The organism is Tessaracoccus flavus (genome assembly GCF_001997295.1).
GTDB classification, from domain to species: Bacteria; Actinomycetota; Actinomycetes; order Propionibacteriales; family Propionibacteriaceae; genus Arachnia; species Arachnia flava.
In genome coordinates this window covers 2878929-2898027 of sequence record NZ_CP019605.1, presented here as the reverse complement: position 1 = coordinate 2898027, position 19099 = coordinate 2878929, and the positions used below count along the sequence as shown (strand labels likewise).

General features: G+C 70.3%; 17 protein-coding genes. 14 read left to right on the top strand and 3 right to left on the bottom strand.

The features are described from left to right. The first annotated feature begins 2 nt into the window (after window positions 1–2). From RPIT_RS13240 to RPIT_RS13220, 5 genes are all read left to right on the top strand, one after another. Complete coding sequence (locus RPIT_RS13240; RefSeq protein ID WP_077343882.1) at window positions 3–770, top strand: fructosamine kinase family protein; 768 nt, start codon at window positions 3–5, stop codon at window positions 768–770. Window positions 771–808: 38 nt separating this feature from the next. Further along, window positions 809–1150 (top strand): DUF2200 domain-containing protein, encoded by a 342-nt coding sequence (locus tag RPIT_RS13235; protein WP_077343881.1) that lies wholly within the window; start codon window positions 809–811, stop codon window positions 1148–1150. 87 nt (window positions 1151–1237) lie between these two features. After that, window positions 1238–2461: a dicarboxylate/amino acid:cation symporter gene (locus tag RPIT_RS13230; RefSeq protein WP_077343880.1), complete on the top strand. Its 1224-nt coding sequence runs from the start codon at window positions 1238–1240 to the stop codon at window positions 2459–2461. Between the two features lie 35 nt (window positions 2462–2496). Then, window positions 2497–3099, top strand: coding sequence for a mycothiol-dependent nitroreductase Rv2466c family protein (locus RPIT_RS13225; protein ID WP_077343879.1), 603 nt, complete (start codon window positions 2497–2499; stop codon window positions 3097–3099). 467 nt (window positions 3100–3566) lie between these two features. Continuing rightward, window positions 3567–4052, top strand: coding sequence for a flavodoxin domain-containing protein (locus RPIT_RS13220; RefSeq protein WP_077343878.1), 486 nt, complete (start codon window positions 3567–3569; stop codon window positions 4050–4052). A 16-nt stretch (window positions 4053–4068) separates the two neighbouring features. On the opposite strand, the gene RPIT_RS13215 is transcribed toward RPIT_RS13220, so the two are convergent. After that, on the bottom strand, window positions 4069–4827 hold the full coding sequence (locus tag RPIT_RS13215; protein WP_077343877.1) for an extensin family protein: 759 nt from the start codon (window positions 4825–4827) through the stop codon (window positions 4069–4071). Between the two features lie 50 nt (window positions 4828–4877). After that, on the bottom strand, window positions 4878–6533 hold the full coding sequence (locus RPIT_RS13210) for a DUF885 domain-containing protein (RefSeq protein WP_077343876.1): 1656 nt from the start codon (window positions 6531–6533) through the stop codon (window positions 4878–4880). 123 nt (window positions 6534–6656) lie between these two features. Here RPIT_RS13210 and RPIT_RS13200 point away from each other — a divergent pair, with 123 nt between their 5' ends. Then, a complete protein-coding gene (locus RPIT_RS13200) occupies window positions 6657–7646 on the top strand; it encodes a LacI family DNA-binding transcriptional regulator (RefSeq protein WP_162274564.1) in 990 nt (329 codons plus the stop codon). Window positions 7647–7830: 184 nt separating this feature from the next. Here RPIT_RS13200 and RPIT_RS15455 read toward each other — a convergent pair whose 3' ends face one another. Then, window positions 7831–8478, bottom strand: coding sequence for a hypothetical protein (locus RPIT_RS15455; protein ID WP_193432230.1), 648 nt, complete (start codon window positions 8476–8478; stop codon window positions 7831–7833). Window positions 8479–8688: 210 nt separating this feature from the next. Here RPIT_RS15455 and RPIT_RS13190 point away from each other — a divergent pair, with 210 nt between their 5' ends. The 8 genes from RPIT_RS13190 to RPIT_RS13155 all read left to right on the top strand — a co-directional run bounded on the left by RPIT_RS13190 (window position 8689) and on the right by RPIT_RS13155 (window position 18888). Next, on the top strand, window positions 8689–9507 hold the full coding sequence (locus tag RPIT_RS13190; RefSeq protein WP_077343874.1) for a tryptophan synthase subunit alpha: 819 nt from the start codon (window positions 8689–8691) through the stop codon (window positions 9505–9507). Continuing rightward, a complete protein-coding gene (locus tag RPIT_RS13185) occupies window positions 9497–10360 on the top strand; it encodes a GntR family transcriptional regulator (RefSeq protein ID WP_077343873.1) in 864 nt (287 codons plus the stop codon). Before RPIT_RS13190 ends, RPIT_RS13185 begins: the two co-directional genes overlap by 11 nt. Then, window positions 10357–11859, top strand: coding sequence for a sugar ABC transporter ATP-binding protein (locus RPIT_RS13180; protein ID WP_077343872.1), 1503 nt, complete (start codon window positions 10357–10359; stop codon window positions 11857–11859). The genes RPIT_RS13185 and RPIT_RS13180 overlap by 4 nt, the downstream gene beginning before the upstream one ends. Next, window positions 11856–12815, top strand: coding sequence for an ABC transporter permease (locus RPIT_RS13175; protein WP_077343871.1), 960 nt, complete (start codon window positions 11856–11858; stop codon window positions 12813–12815). Before RPIT_RS13180 ends, RPIT_RS13175 begins: the two co-directional genes overlap by 4 nt. A 1-nt stretch (window position 12816) precedes the next feature. Further along, window positions 12817–14307: an FGGY family carbohydrate kinase gene (locus RPIT_RS13170; protein ID WP_077343870.1), complete on the top strand. Its 1491-nt coding sequence runs from the start codon at window positions 12817–12819 to the stop codon at window positions 14305–14307. Further along, entirely contained in the window at window positions 14304–15248 is a 945-nt protein-coding gene (locus RPIT_RS13165; RefSeq protein WP_077343869.1) for a sugar ABC transporter substrate-binding protein, read from the top strand. The genes RPIT_RS13170 and RPIT_RS13165 overlap by 4 nt, the downstream gene beginning before the upstream one ends. Before the next feature lie 363 nt (window positions 15249–15611). Next, window positions 15612–17855, top strand: a complete 2244-nt coding sequence (locus RPIT_RS13160) for an alpha-galactosidase (RefSeq protein WP_077343868.1) — start codon at window positions 15612–15614, stop codon at window positions 17853–17855. A 58-nt stretch (window positions 17856–17913) separates the two neighbouring features. After that, a complete protein-coding gene (locus RPIT_RS13155) occupies window positions 17914–18888 on the top strand; it encodes a LacI family DNA-binding transcriptional regulator (RefSeq protein WP_162274563.1) in 975 nt (324 codons plus the stop codon). The last annotated feature ends 211 nt before the right edge of the window (window positions 18889–19099 follow it).

Sequence of the window (19099 nt, the reverse complement as noted above, 5' to 3'; positions counted from 1 at the left end):
CCATGAGGACCTTCCGAAAGACCGGTAGTCGGCGCGCCATTGCCACCGAAGCTGCGAGCCTGCTGTGGCTGGCCGACGCCGGGGGAGCGGCCGTCGCGACCCTCGCCGAGGTCGGCGACACCTGGCTGGAGACGCTGCTGCTGACCCCCGGCACGCCGTCGCACGAGTCGGCCGCGGACTTCGGCCGACGCCTGGCCGCCACCCACGCCGCAGGGGCGGACTGGTGGGGGCAGGCGCCGCCCGGGCTCGACCCGGACGATCTGGCCACCGCGAACCTCCCGACCCCGGCCGCAGCGGAGCCGACATGGCGCACGTTCGGGGAGTACTACGCAGAGGGCAGGCTGCGGCCCTACATCGACATGGCGCAGGGTCTGGGCAGAGGCGAAGCGAAGGCGCTGCACGCAGCCTGCGACGCCGTCGCGACCGGGAAGTTCGACTCCCCCCAGCCGGCGCTGTGCGGTGAGGTCGCGCGCATCCATGGCGACCTGTGGAGCGGGAATGTGGTCTGGGCCGACGGGAGGGTCGGTACGCTCATCGACCCGTGCGCCAACGGCGGCCACGCCGAAACGGACCTCGCCGAGCTGGCGCTGTTCGGCTCTCCCCACCTGGCCGACACGATCGCCGGCTACGAAGAGGTAAGCCCGCTGGCGGATGGGTGGCGGGAGCGGGTGCCGCTCCACCAGCTCCACATGTTGCTGGTGCACGTGGTGCTCTTCGGTGGCGGCTACCTCACGCAGGCGCTCGACGTCGCGCGCGAACTCAGCCGGTAAGAGGCCCCCCACCGACCGGTAGCGCCTAGCCTGGGGTCATGCACCGCATCTTCAGCGTCCCATTCAGCTCGGTCTATCCCCACTACGTGACCAAGGTGGAGCGGAAGGGCCGCACGAAAGAGGAGCTGCACGAGGTGATCAGGTGGCTGACCGGCTTCAACGACGCAACCCTGCAACGCCACATCGACGGCGACACCACATTCGAGGACTTCTTCGCCGAAGCAACGCTCAACCCCAACGCGCGCCTGATCACTGGTGTGGTGTGTGGTGTGCGGGTCGAAGCCATCGAGGATCCGCTCATGCAGAAGCTGCGCTACTTGGACAAGCTGGTCGACGAGCTGGCCAAGGGTAAAGCGATGGAGAAGGTGCTGCGGTCCTGACCGTCTGACACGCTCGCTGGACGAACCGCCCGGCGTTTAACCGCAGCCGGTGGCCTGCAGCGTCGGGACGACCGTTAGCGTTCTCGCATGAGCGAGCAATCGACAACGAAGTTTCAGTTCGGCCTCCTGCCCCGGATCATCGTCGCCATCCTCCTCGGCATCGCCTTCGGGCTGGTGCTACCGGACGCCGTGGTGCGGATCTTCGTGACGTTCAACCACGTCTTCGGGCAACTCCTCAACTTCGTGATCCCGCTGATCATCGTCGGTCTCATCGCGCCCGCGATCGCCGACCTTGGTCGGGGGGCCGGGAAGTGGCTCGCGGTGACGGCCGGCATCGCGTACGGGTCCACGCTCACCGCGGGGCTCATCGCGTTCGGCGCGTCGATGCTCGTGCTCCCGAGGGTGCTGGACGGGCAGGCTGCTGAGTCGCTGACCAACCCGGAGGATGCGCTGCTGGCGCCGTTCTTCGAGCTGCAGATCACCCCGCTGTTCGGGGTCATGTCCGCGCTCGTGCTCGCGTTCATCGTCGGCATCGGGATCACCGCGGTGCCCGGCGATGTCATGCGCAGGGGCTTCGACGAGTTCCGCGAGATCATCGGTCTCGTCATCTCCAAGATGATCATCCCGCTGCTGCCGATCTACATCTTCGGCATCTTCCTCAACATGACGCGTGCGGGACAGGTGTTCACCGTCATCACGACGTTTCTCGGCGTCATCGTGTTCGTCTTCATCCTCACCGTGGTGGTTTTGCTGCTGCAGTTCTCCGTCGCCGGTGCCGTGGCGGGAAAGAACCCGCTGCGGATGCTCGTCACGATGCTCCCGGCCTACATGACCGCGCTTGGCACGTCGTCGTCGGCGGCGACGATCCCCGTCACGCTGCGCCAAGCGATCAAGCTCGGCGTCACGCCGGCCGTCGCGTCGTTCACCGTGCCGCTCTGCGCCACCATCCATCTGGCCGGCTCGACGCTGAAGATCACCAGCTTCTCCATCGCCGTCATGCTGCTGTTCGGGATCCCGATCGACCCAGCGACCATGATCGGTTTCGTCCTGATGCTCGGCATCATGATGGTGGCCGCGCCGGGCGTGCCCGGTGGCGCGATCATGACGGCGGCGGGCCTGCTGACGTCGATGCTGGGCTTCACCGACCCGCAGGTCGGTCTCATGATCGCCACCTACATCGCGATCGACTCGTTCGGCACCGCCACCAACGTGACCGGCGACGGCGCGATCGCCACCGTCGTCGACCGGCTCATCTCGCGGACATCCCGCCGGGACGCCGGGCGGGCGCAGACCGCGGAGGTGGCCGCCTGACCGTCCGGGCTTGGCGGATGTGCTGAGATTGAGCCATGACGACAGTTGTTGATTTCTGGTTCGACCCCACCTGCCCGTTCGCTTGGATGACCTCGCGGTGGATGCTCGAGGTGGAGAAGGTCCGCGACGTGCAGACCGTCTTCCACGTGATGAGCCTCTCCGTACTGAACGAGGGTCGCGACCTGCCCGAGGACTACCGCCGCATGCTCGACGGCGCGTGGGTGCCTGCGCGCGCCGCTCTGCTGGTGGAGCAGCGCCACGGATCCGAGAAGCTCCGGGAGTTCTACACCGAGATCGGCACGCGGTTCCATCCGGGCGGCGAGGCCAACACGCCCGAGACTGTCGCGGCCGCGCTGGCTGCCGTCGGGGCGGATGCCGACATCATCGACGTCGCGCAGACCGACACGATCGACGACGACCTGCGCCGTTCGCACAACGAGGGCATGGAGCCAGTCGGCGACGAGGTGGGCACCCCGGTGATCCGGATCAACGGCATGAGCCTCTTCGGCCCCGTCATCTCCCCGGCCCCGAAGGGCGAAGAGGCCGGCGATCTGTTCGACGGCGTCGCCAAGGTCACGGCCTACCCGGGTTTCTTCGAGCTGAAGCGCTCCCGCACCGTCGGCCCCATCTTCGACTGAACCTTCTTGCTCCCTGGGCTTGTCGAAGGGTGACAACCCCGAGGCCGGCCGCAGACCAGGGGCGGTGATCGCCCTCCACGTCTCCCTGAGTAGCGGCCCGCGAGGAACGAGTGGCCGCCTATCGAAGGGCTCCTGGACATTCCCGCTCACCATGGTTCCGCGCTGCGTCGCGGGATGCCCCTCGATACGGTCGCTCGTTCCTCGCTCCCTACTCGGGGAGACGTAGGGCGGCGGCTCGTGGCTGGTTCCCTACTCGGGCAGACGTAGGGCGGCGGCTCGTGGCTGGTTCCCTACTCGGGAAGACGTAGGGCGGCGGCTCGTGGCTGGTTCCCTACTCGGGGAGACGTAGGGCGGCGGCTCGTGGCTGGTTCCCTACTCGGGGAGACGTAAGGCGGCGGCTCTTCTCCCCTGAGAACGAAGGGCGACCCCGCGGGGGGACGGCGGAGGCGCGCGAGTAGCGTGACCTCATGGCCACAGTTCTCGTCGCGTACGCCACCCGAGGGGGCACCGCCCACGACATCGCGGAGGCGGTCGCAGACGTCGCCAGGGACGCGGGGCACGACGTGACCGTGGCCGACCTGCGCGACAAGCCCCACGCCCGGGCCGACCTCGTCGTCGTCGGCTCCGGCGTCAATGCCGGGTCCTGGTACCCCGAGGCCGTGGCGTGGCTGGCGCGGCACACCGACACGTTGCGGGGCACGAAGGTGGCGCTGTTCAACGCCTGCCTCAACGCCGCAGATCCGGCGAAGCGCGAGGATTCGCTGGCCTACAACAAGGTGGGCGTCGACCGCGTGGGAGCCGTCTCCAGCGAGGCCTTCGCCGGGCGGTACGTCCCGCACCGCGTCGGATGGTTCCGCCGGGTCTTCCTCAAGACCATGCAGCAGCAACCCCAAGATCATCTGGATCTCGATCGCGTCCGGGCCTGGGCACAGGGGCTGCTGGCCCAACTCTGACCTTCGCGACGGCGCGTCAGCCGCGGACCGCCGCGTCGAGGAACGCCTGCCAGCCGGGTGCCCGGCGCAGGGGATCCGTGATGCCGAGGCTGCGCTGGATCTCGCGCACGGCGTCGCGGGTGGCGCCGTCGTAGCTGCCGGAGAACGGCGCGTCCAGACCGAACACGTGCCGGACCACTCCCTGCACCACCATCACCTGCACGCGCGAGCGCTGGGCGAAGCCGGTCTCGTCGTAGCCGGAGATGCCGTTGTCGACGTGGATGTGGTTGTGGTGCTGCTCGTTGTAGCGGTAGGTGAGCGTGTAGGTGAACCACTTCGCCAGGGACGCCGAGAGCTGCCAGTAGCGGCGCAGTTGGGCGGGATCCTCCCCGAACTGGTCGTAGCGGCACGAGACGGTGCCGCCGTCGTGCTCAAGCACCCCGAAGTCGAACGCGCGCCCGGCCGCGTGCCAGGAGTCGCACTTGTCGACGAACGCGCCGTAGGTCGTGATGCGGCGCAGGGGCCCGAGCCCGGAGAGGCTGACCCAGTCGGCGGCCCAGGCGTCGAGCAGCTCGACGAAGCGCGGATCGGCGCGGAAGGACTGGGCCACGCCGGTGACTTCATAGACGAGCGGCGCGCCGCCCACCGTCGAGAACGACGTCAGCGCGTCGGGCGTGCGGCAGCCCCCGATACGGTCTGGCATCCAGTCAGGGCCAGGCTCGGTGCTCGCGAGTCGTGAGCAACCGGCGAGCGGCACCGTAGCCGCGCCCAGCAGTAGCGCGCGCCTGGAGACCATGCCTCAAGGGTAACGAGCGGACGAAGCGGGGCTGGTGGTCGCCTGCCGGGTCAGAGAGCCTCACGCATGACGTCGAGGCCGACCGAGCCGAGGTCGAGTGCCCGACGATGGAACGCCTTGAGGTCGAAGCCCTCTCCGTCGCGCTCGGCAGCGGCGTCGCGGGCTTGCTCCCATAGGCGCTGGCCCACCTTGTACGACGGCGCCTGCCCCGGCCAGCCGAGGTAGCGGTCCAGCTCGAACCGGAGGAACGATTCGTCCATGGCCACGTTGGCCTTCAGGAACTGCCAGGCCTTCGCCTCGTCCCAGGTGCCACCGCCCCACTGCTCGGGGCAGTCCTTCGCCAGGTGCACGCCGATGTCGACCACCACGCGAGAGGCGCGGAGACGTTGGGAGTCGAGCATGCCCATGCGGTCGCCGGGGTCGTCGAGGTAGCCGAGGTCGGCCATGAGCCGCTCCGCGTAAAGCGCCCACCCCTCGCCGTGGCCCGACACCCAGCAGGCGAGCCGGCGCCACTTGTTGAGCAGCGACGACCGGTAGACGGTCTGCGCGATCTGCAGGTGATGCCCCGGCACACCCTCGTGGTAGACGGTGGTCTTCTCCGTCCAGGTCGAGAAGCGCTCCACGCCCGGTGGGACCGACCACCACATCCGGCCGGGCCGGGAGAAGTCGGCCGACGGCCCGGTGTAGTAGATGCCGCCGTTCTGCGTCGGCGCGATGCGGCATTCGAGGGTGCGGATGGGCTCCGGGATGTCGAAGTGGACGTCGGCCAGGTCCGCGACCGCCGCGTCGGAGGTCTCCTGCATCCAGCGCTGCAGGGCGGCGGTGCCGTGCAACTGGCGGGTCGGATCGTCGTTCAGGCGCCGCATCGCCTCCTCCACCGACGTGCCCTCGCCGTAGAGCTGGACAGCCACGTCCTCCTGCTCCGCGACGATCCGGGCCAGCTCGGCGAGGCCCCACTCGTAGGTCTCGTCGAGGTCGACGGTCGCGCCGAGGAAGGCGCGCGAGAAGCGCTGATACCGCTCGCGCCCGACGGCGTCGTCGGCGGGCGCGTGGTGGGCGAGGTCGCGGAGACCGTCGGCGAGGGTGCGGTAGGCGCCGCGTGCCGCGGCCGCGCCGTCGAGGAGTTCGGACGTGAGGGGTTCCTCGACGACGGCCGACTCCGCGAACGTGGTCCAGAACGAGTTGGTCCCGGCGAGTTCCTCGGCCTGGGTGATGCCGAGGCGCACCTGTCGCTGCGCGGGGAAGGGGCCTCCGCGGTCGGCGGCGAGCCGCAGCGATTCGAGGTAGCCGTCGATCGCCGCGGGCACGGCCTGCATGCGGGCGGCGATGTCGGCCCACTGCTCGTCGGTGTCGGTGGGCATGAGGTCGAAGACGTCGCGGATCCCCTGCAAGGGTGAGGCGATGTTGTTGAGATCGCCGAGATCCTCGCCGGCCTCGTGGAGCTCCAGCTCGAGGCCGAGCCGCTCGCGCATGGCCGCGGCGGTCACGCGGTCCACGTCGTCGGTGGCGGGCGTGGCGTCGACCTGGCGCAGCGCCTCGCGGGCCGCCTCAGCGCGCGCGCTGTGGCCGGCGGGGGAGAAGTCGTCGAGGGCGCGGTTGTCGCCGGGGACGCCGATGCTGGTCGCCGTCATCGGCGAGAGGCGGGCGATGGTGTCGACGTAGGCGTCGGCGACTGCGTCGAGCGGCGTGGGGGTGCGGTCGGTCATAGCGCGACGCTATCGCACGTCGACGGGGGGACCATCAGCTGGGCTGTCCACTTTGCGTCGGCGGATGTGGCGAGCGTTAGGATCAGCCCAACCCGACCGGAAGCGCGTCGGAGGAGGAGCGCAGTGAAGCCGACGATCGACGATGTGGCCAGGGCGGCAGGCTTGTCCCGTGGCACGGTGTCGAGATACCTCAACGGCGGTAAGGACGTGAGCCCCCGCGCGTCCCTGGCCGTGGAGAGCGCGATCGTCGCCACCGGCTACTCCGCCAATCCACACGCCAGGCGCCTGAGGGGGAGCCGAACCGGCGCGGTGGCGCTCCTGCTGCCGGCGTCGGTCGAGTCGCTGTTCGCCGATCCCGTCTTCGCGATCATGGCCAAGGAGTGCAGCCGCGCGCTCCGGAGGCTCAACTCGACGATGGTGCTACTGATGGCCGACGACGCGGAGGAACACGCCCGGGCCCGCGACTTCGTCCGCGGCGGGCACGTCGACGGTGTGCTGGCGCTCAACGTGCTGGGCGACGGGGCGGCGCTCGTCGAGGAACTCGCCCTGAGCGTGCCCGTGGCGGCGGCTGCGTACCCGGGGATGCTGGGGCCGCGGGTTGGCTGCGTCAGCGCGGACGACCGGGAGGCGTCGGAGCGGGCAACCCGCCTTCTGATGGACGCGGGATGCAGGCGGATCGCCCACATTGCCGGCCCGACCCCCGCCGGGGGACGGAACCCCAGGCTGGAGGGATTCGAGGCGGCGCTGGGTGAGGCGTTCGACCCCGACCTGGTTGTGCAGGGCGACTACACCTACGGCACGGCGCGCGTCGTCGTCGAAGAGCTGCTCGCCCGGGCGGCCGTTGACGGCATCGTCGCGGCCAACGACTTCAGCGCCTTCGCCGCCCTCGACGCGCTGCGCGAGCGCGGCGTCGACGTGCCGTCGCAGGTCCGCGTGATCGGGATGGACGACCTTCCTGCGGCCAGCACCACATCGCCACCCCTGACGACGATGGCGCAGGACTTCGTCGCGCTGGCCGAGGCGCTCGTCGAGATGCTCGAGGCGAAGCTCTCCGGCCTCGACCCCGACCCCGTCCTTCTGCCCATGCACCTTGTGGTCCGCTCGTCGGCCTGAGTTGTTCCTGGGCTGTGGATAACTTGAGCAAGTGAGATGGGTCAACGAACGGGAACGCTGTTACACCGGCGTGTCGCAGTGTTGACCCATCTCATTTGCTCAACTCGATTCCCATCCCCGCGGGACACGCCCCGCACACAGACGAGAGCCCCAGCCGACGGCTGGGGCTCTCGTGTGTGGTGGGTCAGTTACCGGTCTTGGGCGGCCCGGGCTTCACCGGGGTCGGCTTGGTCGGCTGACCGGGCTTCGGGGTATCGGTCGGAGCCGGGGTGCTGGTCGTCGGAGCCGGGGTGGTCGGAGCCGGGGTGGTCGGAGCCGGGGTGGTCGGAGCCGGGGTGGTCGGAGCCGGGGTGGTCGGAGCCGGGGTGGTCGGAGCCGGGGTGGTGGTCGTCGGAGCCGGGGTGGTCGGAGCCGGGGTGGTCGGAGCCGGGGTGGTCGGAGCCGGGGTCGTCGGGGTCGTCTCGTCCATGGGGACGTGGCACAGGATGATGTGCGAGTTGGACTTGCCGCTGAAGTGGCTGATCTCGTCGCCCTGCTCGACATCGAGGTAAACCTCGTTGGCGTCCTCGCCAGCGCCCGCCTTCACGATGACGGCGTGCCACTCGCGATCCTCGGGCGCGGCCGGTACCTCGAACGGCGTATCGACCGGCTCTTTCTTGTCGCACTCGATGTCCTCGACGTCGTCGAAGTAGTCCTCCCAGAAGCTGGCCTGGTTGGCCTCCGGGCTGTGCTCAACGGTGATCGGATCGGCGCTGGCCGAGTTCACGGCCACGAGCCCGAAGGTGCCGACGGCGGCGGCGAGCGCCGCGATGAATGACTTACGGATTTTCATGATCCCCCTTATTTGCGCGTAACCGCTGAATGCGGGCGCGTAATCTTCCAGTGCGAAACTACAGCACGTCTCGAACAGAAACAATGCGCAAGGGCTTCTGAGCAGGGGTTTCGGGTGGCGGCGCCCATGCGCAGAGGTTGACCGAGGCGACAGTTGGCTTCTAGTCTTCTAGGTGAGTGGTCGCGACGAGGCGTCCGCGGAGAGGATGCGATGCCGTCACGACTGAGGCGCAGGTTCGCGCAATCCAAGGCGGAGCGACGCGGCGTCCTGTTCGGGTACCTCCCGGCGGGCTACCCGACCCCGGACGACTTCCTGGCCAGCGCTGCCGCCGCGTTCGACGCCGGGCTCGACGCGCTCGAGGTCGGTCTGCCCTCCCCGGTGCCGGACCTCGACGGCCCGCTCATCAAGGCCGCCATCGCCGAGGGCAGCCGGCACGTGCCGACGGTGCGCGACGCGCTCCAGCTCGCCGCGTCCGCACGGCGTGACGACGACGACAGCATCATCGCGCTGGCCTACGGCTCGCTCTTCGAGCGGGTCAGCGTCGACGACTTCCTCCAACTCGTCAAGGACGCCGACGTCGACGCCGTCCTGTTGCCCCAGGCAAGCGTCGCTGACCAGCTCGACATCTCGCGCCGCGCGGCGCGGCTGGGGATCGACGTCGTCGTGTTCCTCCACCTGGAGGAGGACCTGCCGGTCCTCGTCGCCACCTCGGACGACCCCATCATCTATCTGCAGTCCGCGGCGCTGCGCACCGGCGGGCAGTTCAACCCCGACAAAGCCCAGGAGCGTCTCCGCGAACTGGCCGAGGCCTTCGACGGGCGGCCCTACTCCGTGTGCGTCGGCTTCGGGGTGCGGGGCCGCGAAGACGTCGCCGCGCTCATGGCGGGCGGTGCCGACGGCGCCATCATCGGCACCCGCCTGGTGGCCGCGGCGGGCGAACGCCCCGCCGACGTCGGGGCGATCGTCGACGAGGTGGCCCCGGTCCTCGTGCGCCGCGCCGAGCTGGGGGAGCATCCCGATGCGCCGTGAGCCCGCCGTCTGGAGCCCCCAGCACCTCTCCTTCAGCCGCGACGACGGGCTGCCCAAGTACATCGCCATCGCTCGCGCAATCGGGCAGGCGATCACCGAGGAGGAGCTGAAGCCGGGGGAGTACCTGCCGTCGCAGAAAGAACTCGCCGAGAGCTTCGGGGTGACGGTGATGACGGTCCGGCAGGCCATTCAGCTGCTCATCGACCAGGGCAAACTCAGCGCCGAGCAGGGCAAGGGCACCTACGTCCAGAGCCGCTCCTACCGGCTTCCGATGGGACCGCTGGCCAGCTTCGCGGCGCAGATGAGCGCCGCCGGCATGTCGCTACGCACCGAGGTGCTCGGCTTCGGGCCGATCGAGATCTCCCCCCTCGAGCAGAAGCGGATGGGCCTGCCCACGGCCAAGGCCTTCGAGCTGGTGCGGTTGCGGATCGTCGACGGCGAACCTCTGGTCCTGCAGACCTCGCTCCTACCGCCGGCCGTCGCCGCCGGCATCACGCCGTCGGAGCTTGAGACGCGCTCCCTGTACGACGTTCTTCACTCAGAATTGGGCATCCGGATCAAACGCGCCACGGAGACCGTCCAGGCCACCCAGCTCGACGCGGAGTCGGCCGGACTCCTGCGCCGAACGGTGGGGGAGGCGGCGCTCCTCTCGGCGCGGCTCACCTTCAGCGAGGAGAACAACGCAGTGATTGACGACCGCGCGCTCACGGCGGGCAACCGTGTCGTGATCGCGGCCGAGCGCGAGGCGGGCGATTCCCCACTGTCCCTGCAACTGTTCACCCAGGACACCTCACTCCACGAGACGACTCCCTTCGTCCGCGGCACCGGCGACCACCGTCAGGCCGGCCGGTGACGCGGACGCCCCCACCCCGCCTCTCCACCCGTGGGCTGAGCCGCGACTACGGCCCGGTCCGCGTCGTCGACGACGTTTCGCTGCAGTTCCACGCCGGCACCATCCATGCGCTGCTGGGGGAGAACGGAGCGGGCAAGTCGACCGTCGTCAAGATGCTGTCCGGGGTCATCCAACCCACCGAGGGCGAGGTCCTGCTCGACGGCAGCCCGCTGGAGCTGAGCAACGTGCGCGAAGGCCAGGCCAGCGGGATCATCGCGCTCCCGCAGGAGCTCACCCTCGTGCCGACGCTGTCGGTCGCCGAGAACATCTTCCTCGGAATGAAGCGCCCCGGCCGCAGAGTGCTCCACCAACCCAGGGTGCTGAGCCGCGACGCCAGGGCCCAGCTCGACCGGCTCGGCCAGAAGCTACCGATGGGGGTCCCCGTCCGCGAACTGTCCGCCGTGCAGCAGACGATGGTCGCGCTCGCCCGGGCCCTGGTGCGCGACGCGCGGGTGCTGATCCTTGACGAGCCCACGGCGTCGCTGACCGACTCCGAGACGGAGCAGCTGTTCGCCGTCCTGCGGTCGCTCCGGGAGCAGGGCACGACGATCATCTACGTGTCGCACCGGCTCGAGGAAGTGTTCGCGCTGGCCGACGAGGCCACCGTGATGCGCAACGGCCGACACGTCTGGACCCGACCGATCGCCGAGCTCGATCAGGATCAGGTCATCAGCGCCATGATCGGGCGCGCCCAGGGGCAGCTGTTCCCGGACCGCGCGACCGGCGGGGGTGACCCGGTGCTGCACGCGGACGGCGTTGCGGGCTACACCGTCGACGACGTCAGCCTCACGCTCCGCCGGGGGAGGGTCCTCGGGATCGCGGGGCTCGCCGGCTCGGGCAGAAGCGAACTGCTGCGCATCCTGTCCGGGGCCGAGCGCGCCCAGCGCGGGCGCGTGCTGCTCGGCGACGACGACCTCACCGGCCGCAGCATCGCGGCCCGGATGTCGGCCGGAGTGGTGCTGGTGCCGGAGGAGCGCCGTAGTCAAGGGCTGGTGATGACGCACTCGATCGCCTCGAACATCGCGCTCGGCAACTATCCCTCGCTCAGCACAGCCGGGGTCGCCAGCCCGTCGCGGGAGGCGGCCACCGCGTCGCGGTTGGTCGACGACCTCCAGATCCGCGCCAGGTCCATCCGCCAGAGGGTCAACGAGCTGTCCGGCGGCAACCAGCAGAAGGTGGTGCTGGCCCGCTACCTTGAACGGCGGCCCAGCGTGCTCCTGCTCGACGAGCCCACCCGCGGCATCGACGTCGGCACGAAGGCGGAGATCTACCACCTCATCCGGCGGCTGGCCGACGAGGGGGTGGCGGTCGCGGTCGTCTCCAGCGAGATCCCCGAGCTGTTGGGGGTCGCCGACGAGATCGCCGTGCTCCACGACGGCAGGCTCACGGGCGTCGTCGACGCCGCCACAGCCACGGAAGAGTCCATCACCCACCTCTGCTACAGGAAGTCCGACCGATGATCTCTCACCTCGCGAGGCCCGGGCTCGGGCTCGCCCGGCTGGCCCCCTACGGCACCCTGCTGGGGTTCCTGGGGCTGATCGTGCTGTTCTCGGTGCTGAAGCCGGCGGTGTTTCTGACCCCGCTCAACTTCACCAACGTCCTGGAGCAGATAGCCATCCTCGCGATGGTCTCGGCCGTGCAGACGGTGGTCATGGTGGTGGGCGACTTCGACCTGTCCGTCGGTGCCCTGGCCAGCCTGGTCGGGGTCATCGTCGCCCAACTGCTCGTGCAGGGCATGTCTCCCGTGCCCGCGGTGCTGCTCGCGCTGCTGGTCGGCCTCCTGGCGGGTGCGGTCAACGGCTTCCTCGTGGCGTACCTCGGTCTGTCGGCGTTCATCGCGACCCTGGCGACGATGACCTCCTTCACCGGGCTGGCGCTGCTCCTGTCCAACGGGGCCACCGTGTTCGGCCTGCCCGACGGCTTCGTCTGGCTGGGCCAGGGTCGGCTGGGTCCGCTGCCGATGCCGGTGGTGGTGGCCGCGCTCGTCGTCGCGGCGGTGTGGTTCCTGCTGTCGGCCACCGTTCTGGGCCGCAGCTGGTACGCCGTCGGCGGCAACGCGGAGGCCGCCCGGCTGTCCGGCGTCAACACCAGGCTCGTCCGGTTCTCCGCGTTCCTGGTCTCGGGGCTGGGGTCCGGACTGGCGGGCGTCGTGCTGACGGCGCGGCTCGCGAGCGGGCACCCGACGGCCGGAGACCCGCTCATGCTCTCGTCGATCGCCGCGGTGTTCCTCGGCATCACCCTCTCGCGCGCCGGCCAGCCACTGGTGGCCGGGACGCTGGTGGGCCTCGGCATCGTCGGGGTGCTCAACAACGGCCTCAACATCATGCAGGTCAACAGCTACGTGCAGCAGATCCTCACCGGCGTCATCATCGTGCTCGCGGTGAGCCTCAGCCGGCTGAGCAGACGGAGGCGCTGACGTGACGCTCATTGCAGGCCTCGACTTCGGGTCCTCCGGCCTCAAGCTGGTGGTCGTCGATCTCGACGGCACCGTCGTCGCACGCTCCCAGGCCGCCTATCCCACGTCGCACGGCCGTTCCGGCGAGGTCGAGCAGGACCCGGCCGACTGGTGGCGGGCCGCCCGCGACGCGCTCGCCGAGTGCGGGATCGCGGACCGGATCGACGCCGTCGGCCTCACCGGGCAGATGCAGGACCTCATCGTCGTGGCCGGGGGCCGCGAGCTGCGCCCCGCGCTGCTGTACTCCGACACGAGGGCGTCAGCGCAGCAGGACCGGCTGGCCGCGGAGGTCGGGGACTGGGAGCGGCGCGTCGAGAACCATCTCGACGTGACGAACGTGGCGGCCAAGATCGCGTGGTTGGCCGACCACGAGCCCGACACGCTGCGTCGGGCCGAGAGTCTGCTGTTCGGGGCCGGCGCCTACGTCGGGTACCGCCTCGGCGGACGCGCGGCGTGCGACCTGACGACGGCGTCGACCACCAGTCTGCTGGACGTCCAGGCCCGGGACTGGCTGACCGACGGCGTCACCGCCGCCGGGGCGCGCCCGGACCAGCTGCCGCGATTGCTCGGCGGCGAGGCCGACGCCGTCATCGGCAAGGTCTCCAGGGAGGCGGCCGCGGACCTCGGTCTGCGCGAGGGCGTCCCAATCGTGCTCGGGATGGGAGACGCCGGGGCCACCACCGACGGGATCGTCGGCATCGAGCCAGGCGACTCGTACCTCTACCTGGGCAGCACCGGATGGCTCGCCGGGGTGACCGACACCCCGCCGGACGAGCCGTCGCCCATTCACTCGCTCGCTCTACCGGGGTGGCGGCGCCGGCTGCGGATCGGCTCGGTGCAGTCGGCGGGGTCGGCCGCTGCCTGGGCGCTCGCGACGTTCCTGCCCGGGCGGAGGTTCGACGACGCGGAGCGGGAGGTGGCCGACTCCGTCGGCGTGCTGGACCGGCGGCCGCTGTGCCTCCCCGGCATCGCGGGGGAGCGCACCCCGGTGCGCGACGGTGCGTTCCGCGGAGCGTTCGTCGGGGCCAGTGAGGCGACGGGCGCCGTCGACTTCTACCTCGCGGTGCTGACCGGCGTCGCGCTCGGCCTCCGGCACGCGGCTGACGAGCTCGGCATCCACCAGCGGCGCATCCCGCTCGTCGGTGGCGCGGCGTCCAGCCCGGCCTGGCGGCAGATCCTGGCCGACGTCTTCGACGCCACGATCGTCACGGGCGTGCCCGGGGAACCGGGTCCGCATTCGGCCGCACGCTCGGCCGCCGGCGCGCTCGGGCTGGCGCACTCGCTGCGTCCGCTCCTTGGTGAGGGCGCTGCGGTCGAGGAGACCGTGCCATCATCGGCCAACTACGGTCCGCTCATCTCGATCCACCGCCAGGTCTATCCGGCCCTGGCGCAGACATTCCACAACCTCCACCGGGTCCGCGTTGCGGATCCCTCCCGAAAGGCAACCTCATGAAACTACGACGTTCTCTCTCTGCCCTCGGGGTCGCCGTCGTCGGCGCCCTGACCCTGACCGCGTGCGGTGGTGAGGCCACCACCCCCGATCCCGCGGAGACCACGGCGGGCGGTGACGTGACGGTCACCGTCGTCACCCCCTACCTCGCGAACGCAGCCACGAAGGAGGTCATCGACCTCTTCACGGCCGAGGGTGAGGAGCGCGGCTGGGAGGTCAGCGTCGTCGACACCGCCGGCGACATGAACAAGCTCAACAGCGCCTTCCAGGACGCCGCCGCGCAGCAGCCCGATGCGATCGTGCTCGGCACGGGTGACCCGACCCAGATCTCGCTCGGCCTCAAGGCCGCCGCCGACGCGGAGGTGCCGGTGTTCGCCATCGACGCCGGCGAGGCGGAGGGTTTCGCGGCCAACGTCACCAGCGACAACGCCGACCTCGGCGACCAGAGCGCCAAGGCGCTCATCGAGGCGATGGGCGGTGAGGGACAGGTGGTGATGATGACCCACGACCCCCACCCCGGCGTCCGTGCCCGCGCCGAGGGCGCCCGCCAGGCGTTCGAAGCGGCCGGCATCACGGTGCTGGAGGAGAAGCACGTCAACGTGCCCGGCCCCGTCGACGACGCCCGCACCTCCGTGCAGGACATCTTGTCCGCCCGGGGCGGCGAGGTGACCGGCATCTGGGGCGGCTGGGACGAGCCCGCCCTCGGGGCCACCCAGGCGCTCGAGGCGGCCGGCGTCGACGGCGTGCCCGTCGTCGGCGTCGACGGTCAGGACTTCGCGCTGGCCGCGATCGAGGAGGGCGGCCCGTTCGTCGCCACCGTCAAGCAGGATTGGCCGGCGATCGCCGCGAAGGTCGCGGAACTCGTCGAGGACCAGGTGACCAACGGCACCGCCCCTGACCAGAAGAACTACGAGCTCCCCGGCACGCTCATCACCGCCGACTGACGACGCCCCTGTCGTCGGACCTGCCCGACGCCAACCGTCTTGACCTGACGCCAACGGTTTCGACGCAACGCCAACGGTCTGGGCCGAACGCCAACGGGTAGGACCGAACGCCAACGGTCCCGACCCAACGCCAACGGTCCCGACCCAACGCCAACCGGCTGGACCGGACGCCGACGACATCCAGCGACGCCCGCGACATCTCGCGGGCGTCGCTGATTATCGGTGGCATGATCGAATCTCCGTTGGCGGGTGGGCGACGCTCTCTGCCGCATATCCGGGGCGTTTGCATTCGCCACGGCCGCAGTGCATCCTATATCTACGCGAGTAGACAACCCGGACGTCGCACCCCAAGGAAGGGATCCCATGAGCCTCAACGCCTTCGTCACCCTGAACACCGACGGAGTGAGCGTCGTCGTCGACCTGACGGACGGTCGACTTCCGGCGCTGCTCCACTGGGGCCCCGACCTCGGTGAGCTGACCATCGACGACGTCCGCGCCATGGCGCTGACCGCCGCGATGCCCGCCGCGCCCAGCACCGTCGACGAGCCGAGCCGGCTTGCCCTGCTGCCGGAGCACTGGGCCGGGTGGACCGGCCGCCCCGGGCTCAGCGGGGCGCGGGCCGACGGGTCGGGATGGTCGCCGAAGTTCGTCACGCACACCCTCCTCGTCGACGGCGAGCAGCAAACCGACGCTGAGCTCATCACCCTCGGCACCGCCGCGATCGAGGTGCTGGCGCGCGACGAGGAAGCCGGGCTGGAACTGGCCCTGACGCTCGAACTGACCGCGGGCGGCGTCCTGCGCACCCAGGCCCGCCTGACGAACGTCGGCGACGACGACTACCGCCTCGACGACCTCGTCATCGCCTACCCAGTCCCCACCGTCGCGTCCGAACTCCAGGACCAGGCCGGCCGCTGGGCCAAGGAGCGCGTGCCACAACGGCGCGACTTCAGCGTCGGTGCGCACGTCCGCGAGGGTCGCCACGGCCGCACGGGCGCCGACGCCGCGACCGTGCTGCACGCGGGCACGCCGTCGTTCAGCTTCGCCGACGGTGAGGTCTGGGGCGTCCACGTTGGCTGGAGCGGCAACCACACGCACTACGCCGAGCGCATCTACACCGGCGAGCAGGTCATCGGCGGCGGCGAATTGCTGCTGCCAGGGGAAGTCGTGCTCGCGCCCGGTGGCGACTACACCAGCCCGTGGCTCTACGGCTCGTACGGCCGGGGCCTGGACGAGGTCGCGCGCCGCTTCCACCGCTACCTCCGCTCGCGGCCGAACCATCCGACGTCGGTGCGGCCGGTGACGATCAACGTCTGGGAGGCCGTCTACTTCGATCACACGCTCCAGCCGCTGCTCGACCTCGCCGAGAAGGCGGCCGCGGTCGGCGTCGAGCGCTACGTGCTCGACGACGGCTGGTTCGGGGCACGCCGCGACGACTTCGCCGGCCTGGGCGACTGGGTCGTCGCCGACGACGTCTGGCCCGACGGCCTGCACCCGCTCGTCGACCGGGTCAAAGAACTCGGGATGCAGTTCGGGCTCTGGTTCGAGCCCGAGATGATCAACGAGGACTCCGACGTCGCCCGCGCCCACCCCGAATGGATCATGGCCACCGGCGACCGGCTGCCCGTGGAGTCGCGGCACCAGCAGGTCATCAACCTCGGCATCCCCGAGTGCTACGCCCACGTGCGCGACCAGATGCTCGCGATCCTCGACGAGTACGACATCGGCTACATCAAGTGGGACCACAACCGTGACCTCATCGACGCCGGCAACCGGACCACCGGCCGAGCGGGCGTCCACGCGCAGACCGAAGCGGTGTACCGGCTGATCGACGAGTTGAAGGCGGCGCATCCCGGCCTCGAGATCGAGTCGTGCTCCTCGGGCGGCGCCCGCGTGGACCTCGGCATCCTGCAGCGCACCGACCGGGTCTGGGTCTCCGACTGCATCGATCCGCTGGAGCGCCAGCAGATGATGCGGTGGACGCAGCAACTGCTGCCGCCGGAGCTGCTCGGCTCCCACATCGCCTCCGGCACGTCCCACACCACCGGCCGCACCCACGAGCTCAACTTCCGCGGCGCGACGGCGCTGTTCGGACACCTCGGCATCGAATGGGACCTGCGCAACGCGTCGGACGGGGAACTGGACGAACTCGCCGAGTGGGTGGAGTTCCACAAGGAGCACCGCGACCTGCTGCACGGCGGCGACCTCGTGCGCGTCGACTTCCCCGACGACTCCCTGGTGGCGTCGGGTGTCGTGTCGCCGGACCGCTCGAGTGCCCTGTACAGCTTCGCCTCCGTGTCGACGCATGTGACAGGCCTCCGCGGTCGGCTCAGGATGCCCGGGCTTGACCCCGATCGTCGTTACCGCGTCTCCCCGGTCCTCGTCGGGCGCGTGCCGTCGGGTCTGCGTCCAGCGAAGTGGTGGGGGGTCGAGCGTGACCTGTCCACCGAGACGGTGGATCTGACCGCCGGCCGCCCTCCGCGATTGGTGCCGGTCGCCGAGGAGGCGGGCGTGGTGCTGCCGGGCCGCGTCCTGGGCTCCGTCGGGGTCATGGAGTCGCTGATGTTCCCCGACCACGCCCTGCTCTACCTCGTCGAGGCGGTCGACTGATGTCCGACGACGTGGGCCGCTGACGATGGCCGAGGCCGGCGAGCGGTCGTCTCGAGGGGTGACGCGGGACGACGTCGCACGGCTGGCGGGCGTGAGCGTCGCGGTGGTCAGTTACGTCGTCAACAACGGCCCGAGGCCCGTAGCTGAGGCCACTCGGGCCCGGGTGCTCGACGCCATCGACAGGCTCGGCTATCGGCCCAACGCGGCCGCTCGTTCGTTGACGACGGGACGCTCGGACCTGGTCGGCCTCATCGTCCCGGATGTGGGGAATCCGTATTTCGCGGCGTTGGCGCAGGCGGTGGAGACCGAGGCGCGGGCCAGAGGGGTCAACCTTGTGCTGGTCCAGGGGCGGGCGGGCCAACTGGCGCCCCTCGTCGAATCGTTGAGCGGACATCTCGTGGCGGGGATCATCACAGCGGCCGTGCCGGAGGCGGCGGCGGAGGAGATCCTCCGCCGTGACGGGATTGCGATGGTTCGGCTCAGCCTCGCGCCGTCTGAGACCGGCGACGGGGCCGTATTGCCCGACTTCTACTCCGGGGCCCTCGACGCCACCCGTCACCTCATCGAGGTGCACGGGCATCGCCGCGTCGCCCTTGTGCTCGGGGGTGAGGGGCCGGTCGGAGGGCTGACCGACGACCGCTTCCGAGGCTGGCGGGACGCGCTGGCCGCAGCCGGGCTGCCGACCGACGCCGTGATCCGGGCCCCGTGGTCGCTCGCAGGTGGGCGCGATGCTGCGACGCGGCTGGTGACCGACTTTCCGGACTGCACCGCGGTGTTCGCGGGCTCCGACCAGCAGGCGATCGGGTTGATCTCCGGGCTGCATGGCCTCGGTCGGTCCATCCCAGCGGACATGGCGATCGCCTCCTTCGACGGCTCGCCCGAGGCCAAGTTCACCGTGCCGCCGCTCACCACCGCTGGGGTCCCGATGGCGGTGCTGGCGCGGGCCGCTGTGGAGGGCCTGTTCGCGCCGGGTCGTCCCGCTGAGGCCTTCCGCCCCGACCTGGTCCTGCGCTCCTCCTGCGGCTGCCTCTGATCCCTGAGCTTGTCGAAGGGTTACGGCCGTGTTTGGTGGTCGCCGCCCTTGTGGTCGGGGGCGGCGGTAGGGAACGGGGTCGTTACCCTTCGACGGACGCTCGCTCGTTCCTCGCGAGCTGCTCAGGGATCAGGTCCCTGAGCTTGTCGCCCCTGGTCCCTGAGCTTGTCGAAGGGTTACGGCCGTGACTGTGGTCGCCGCCCTTGTGGTC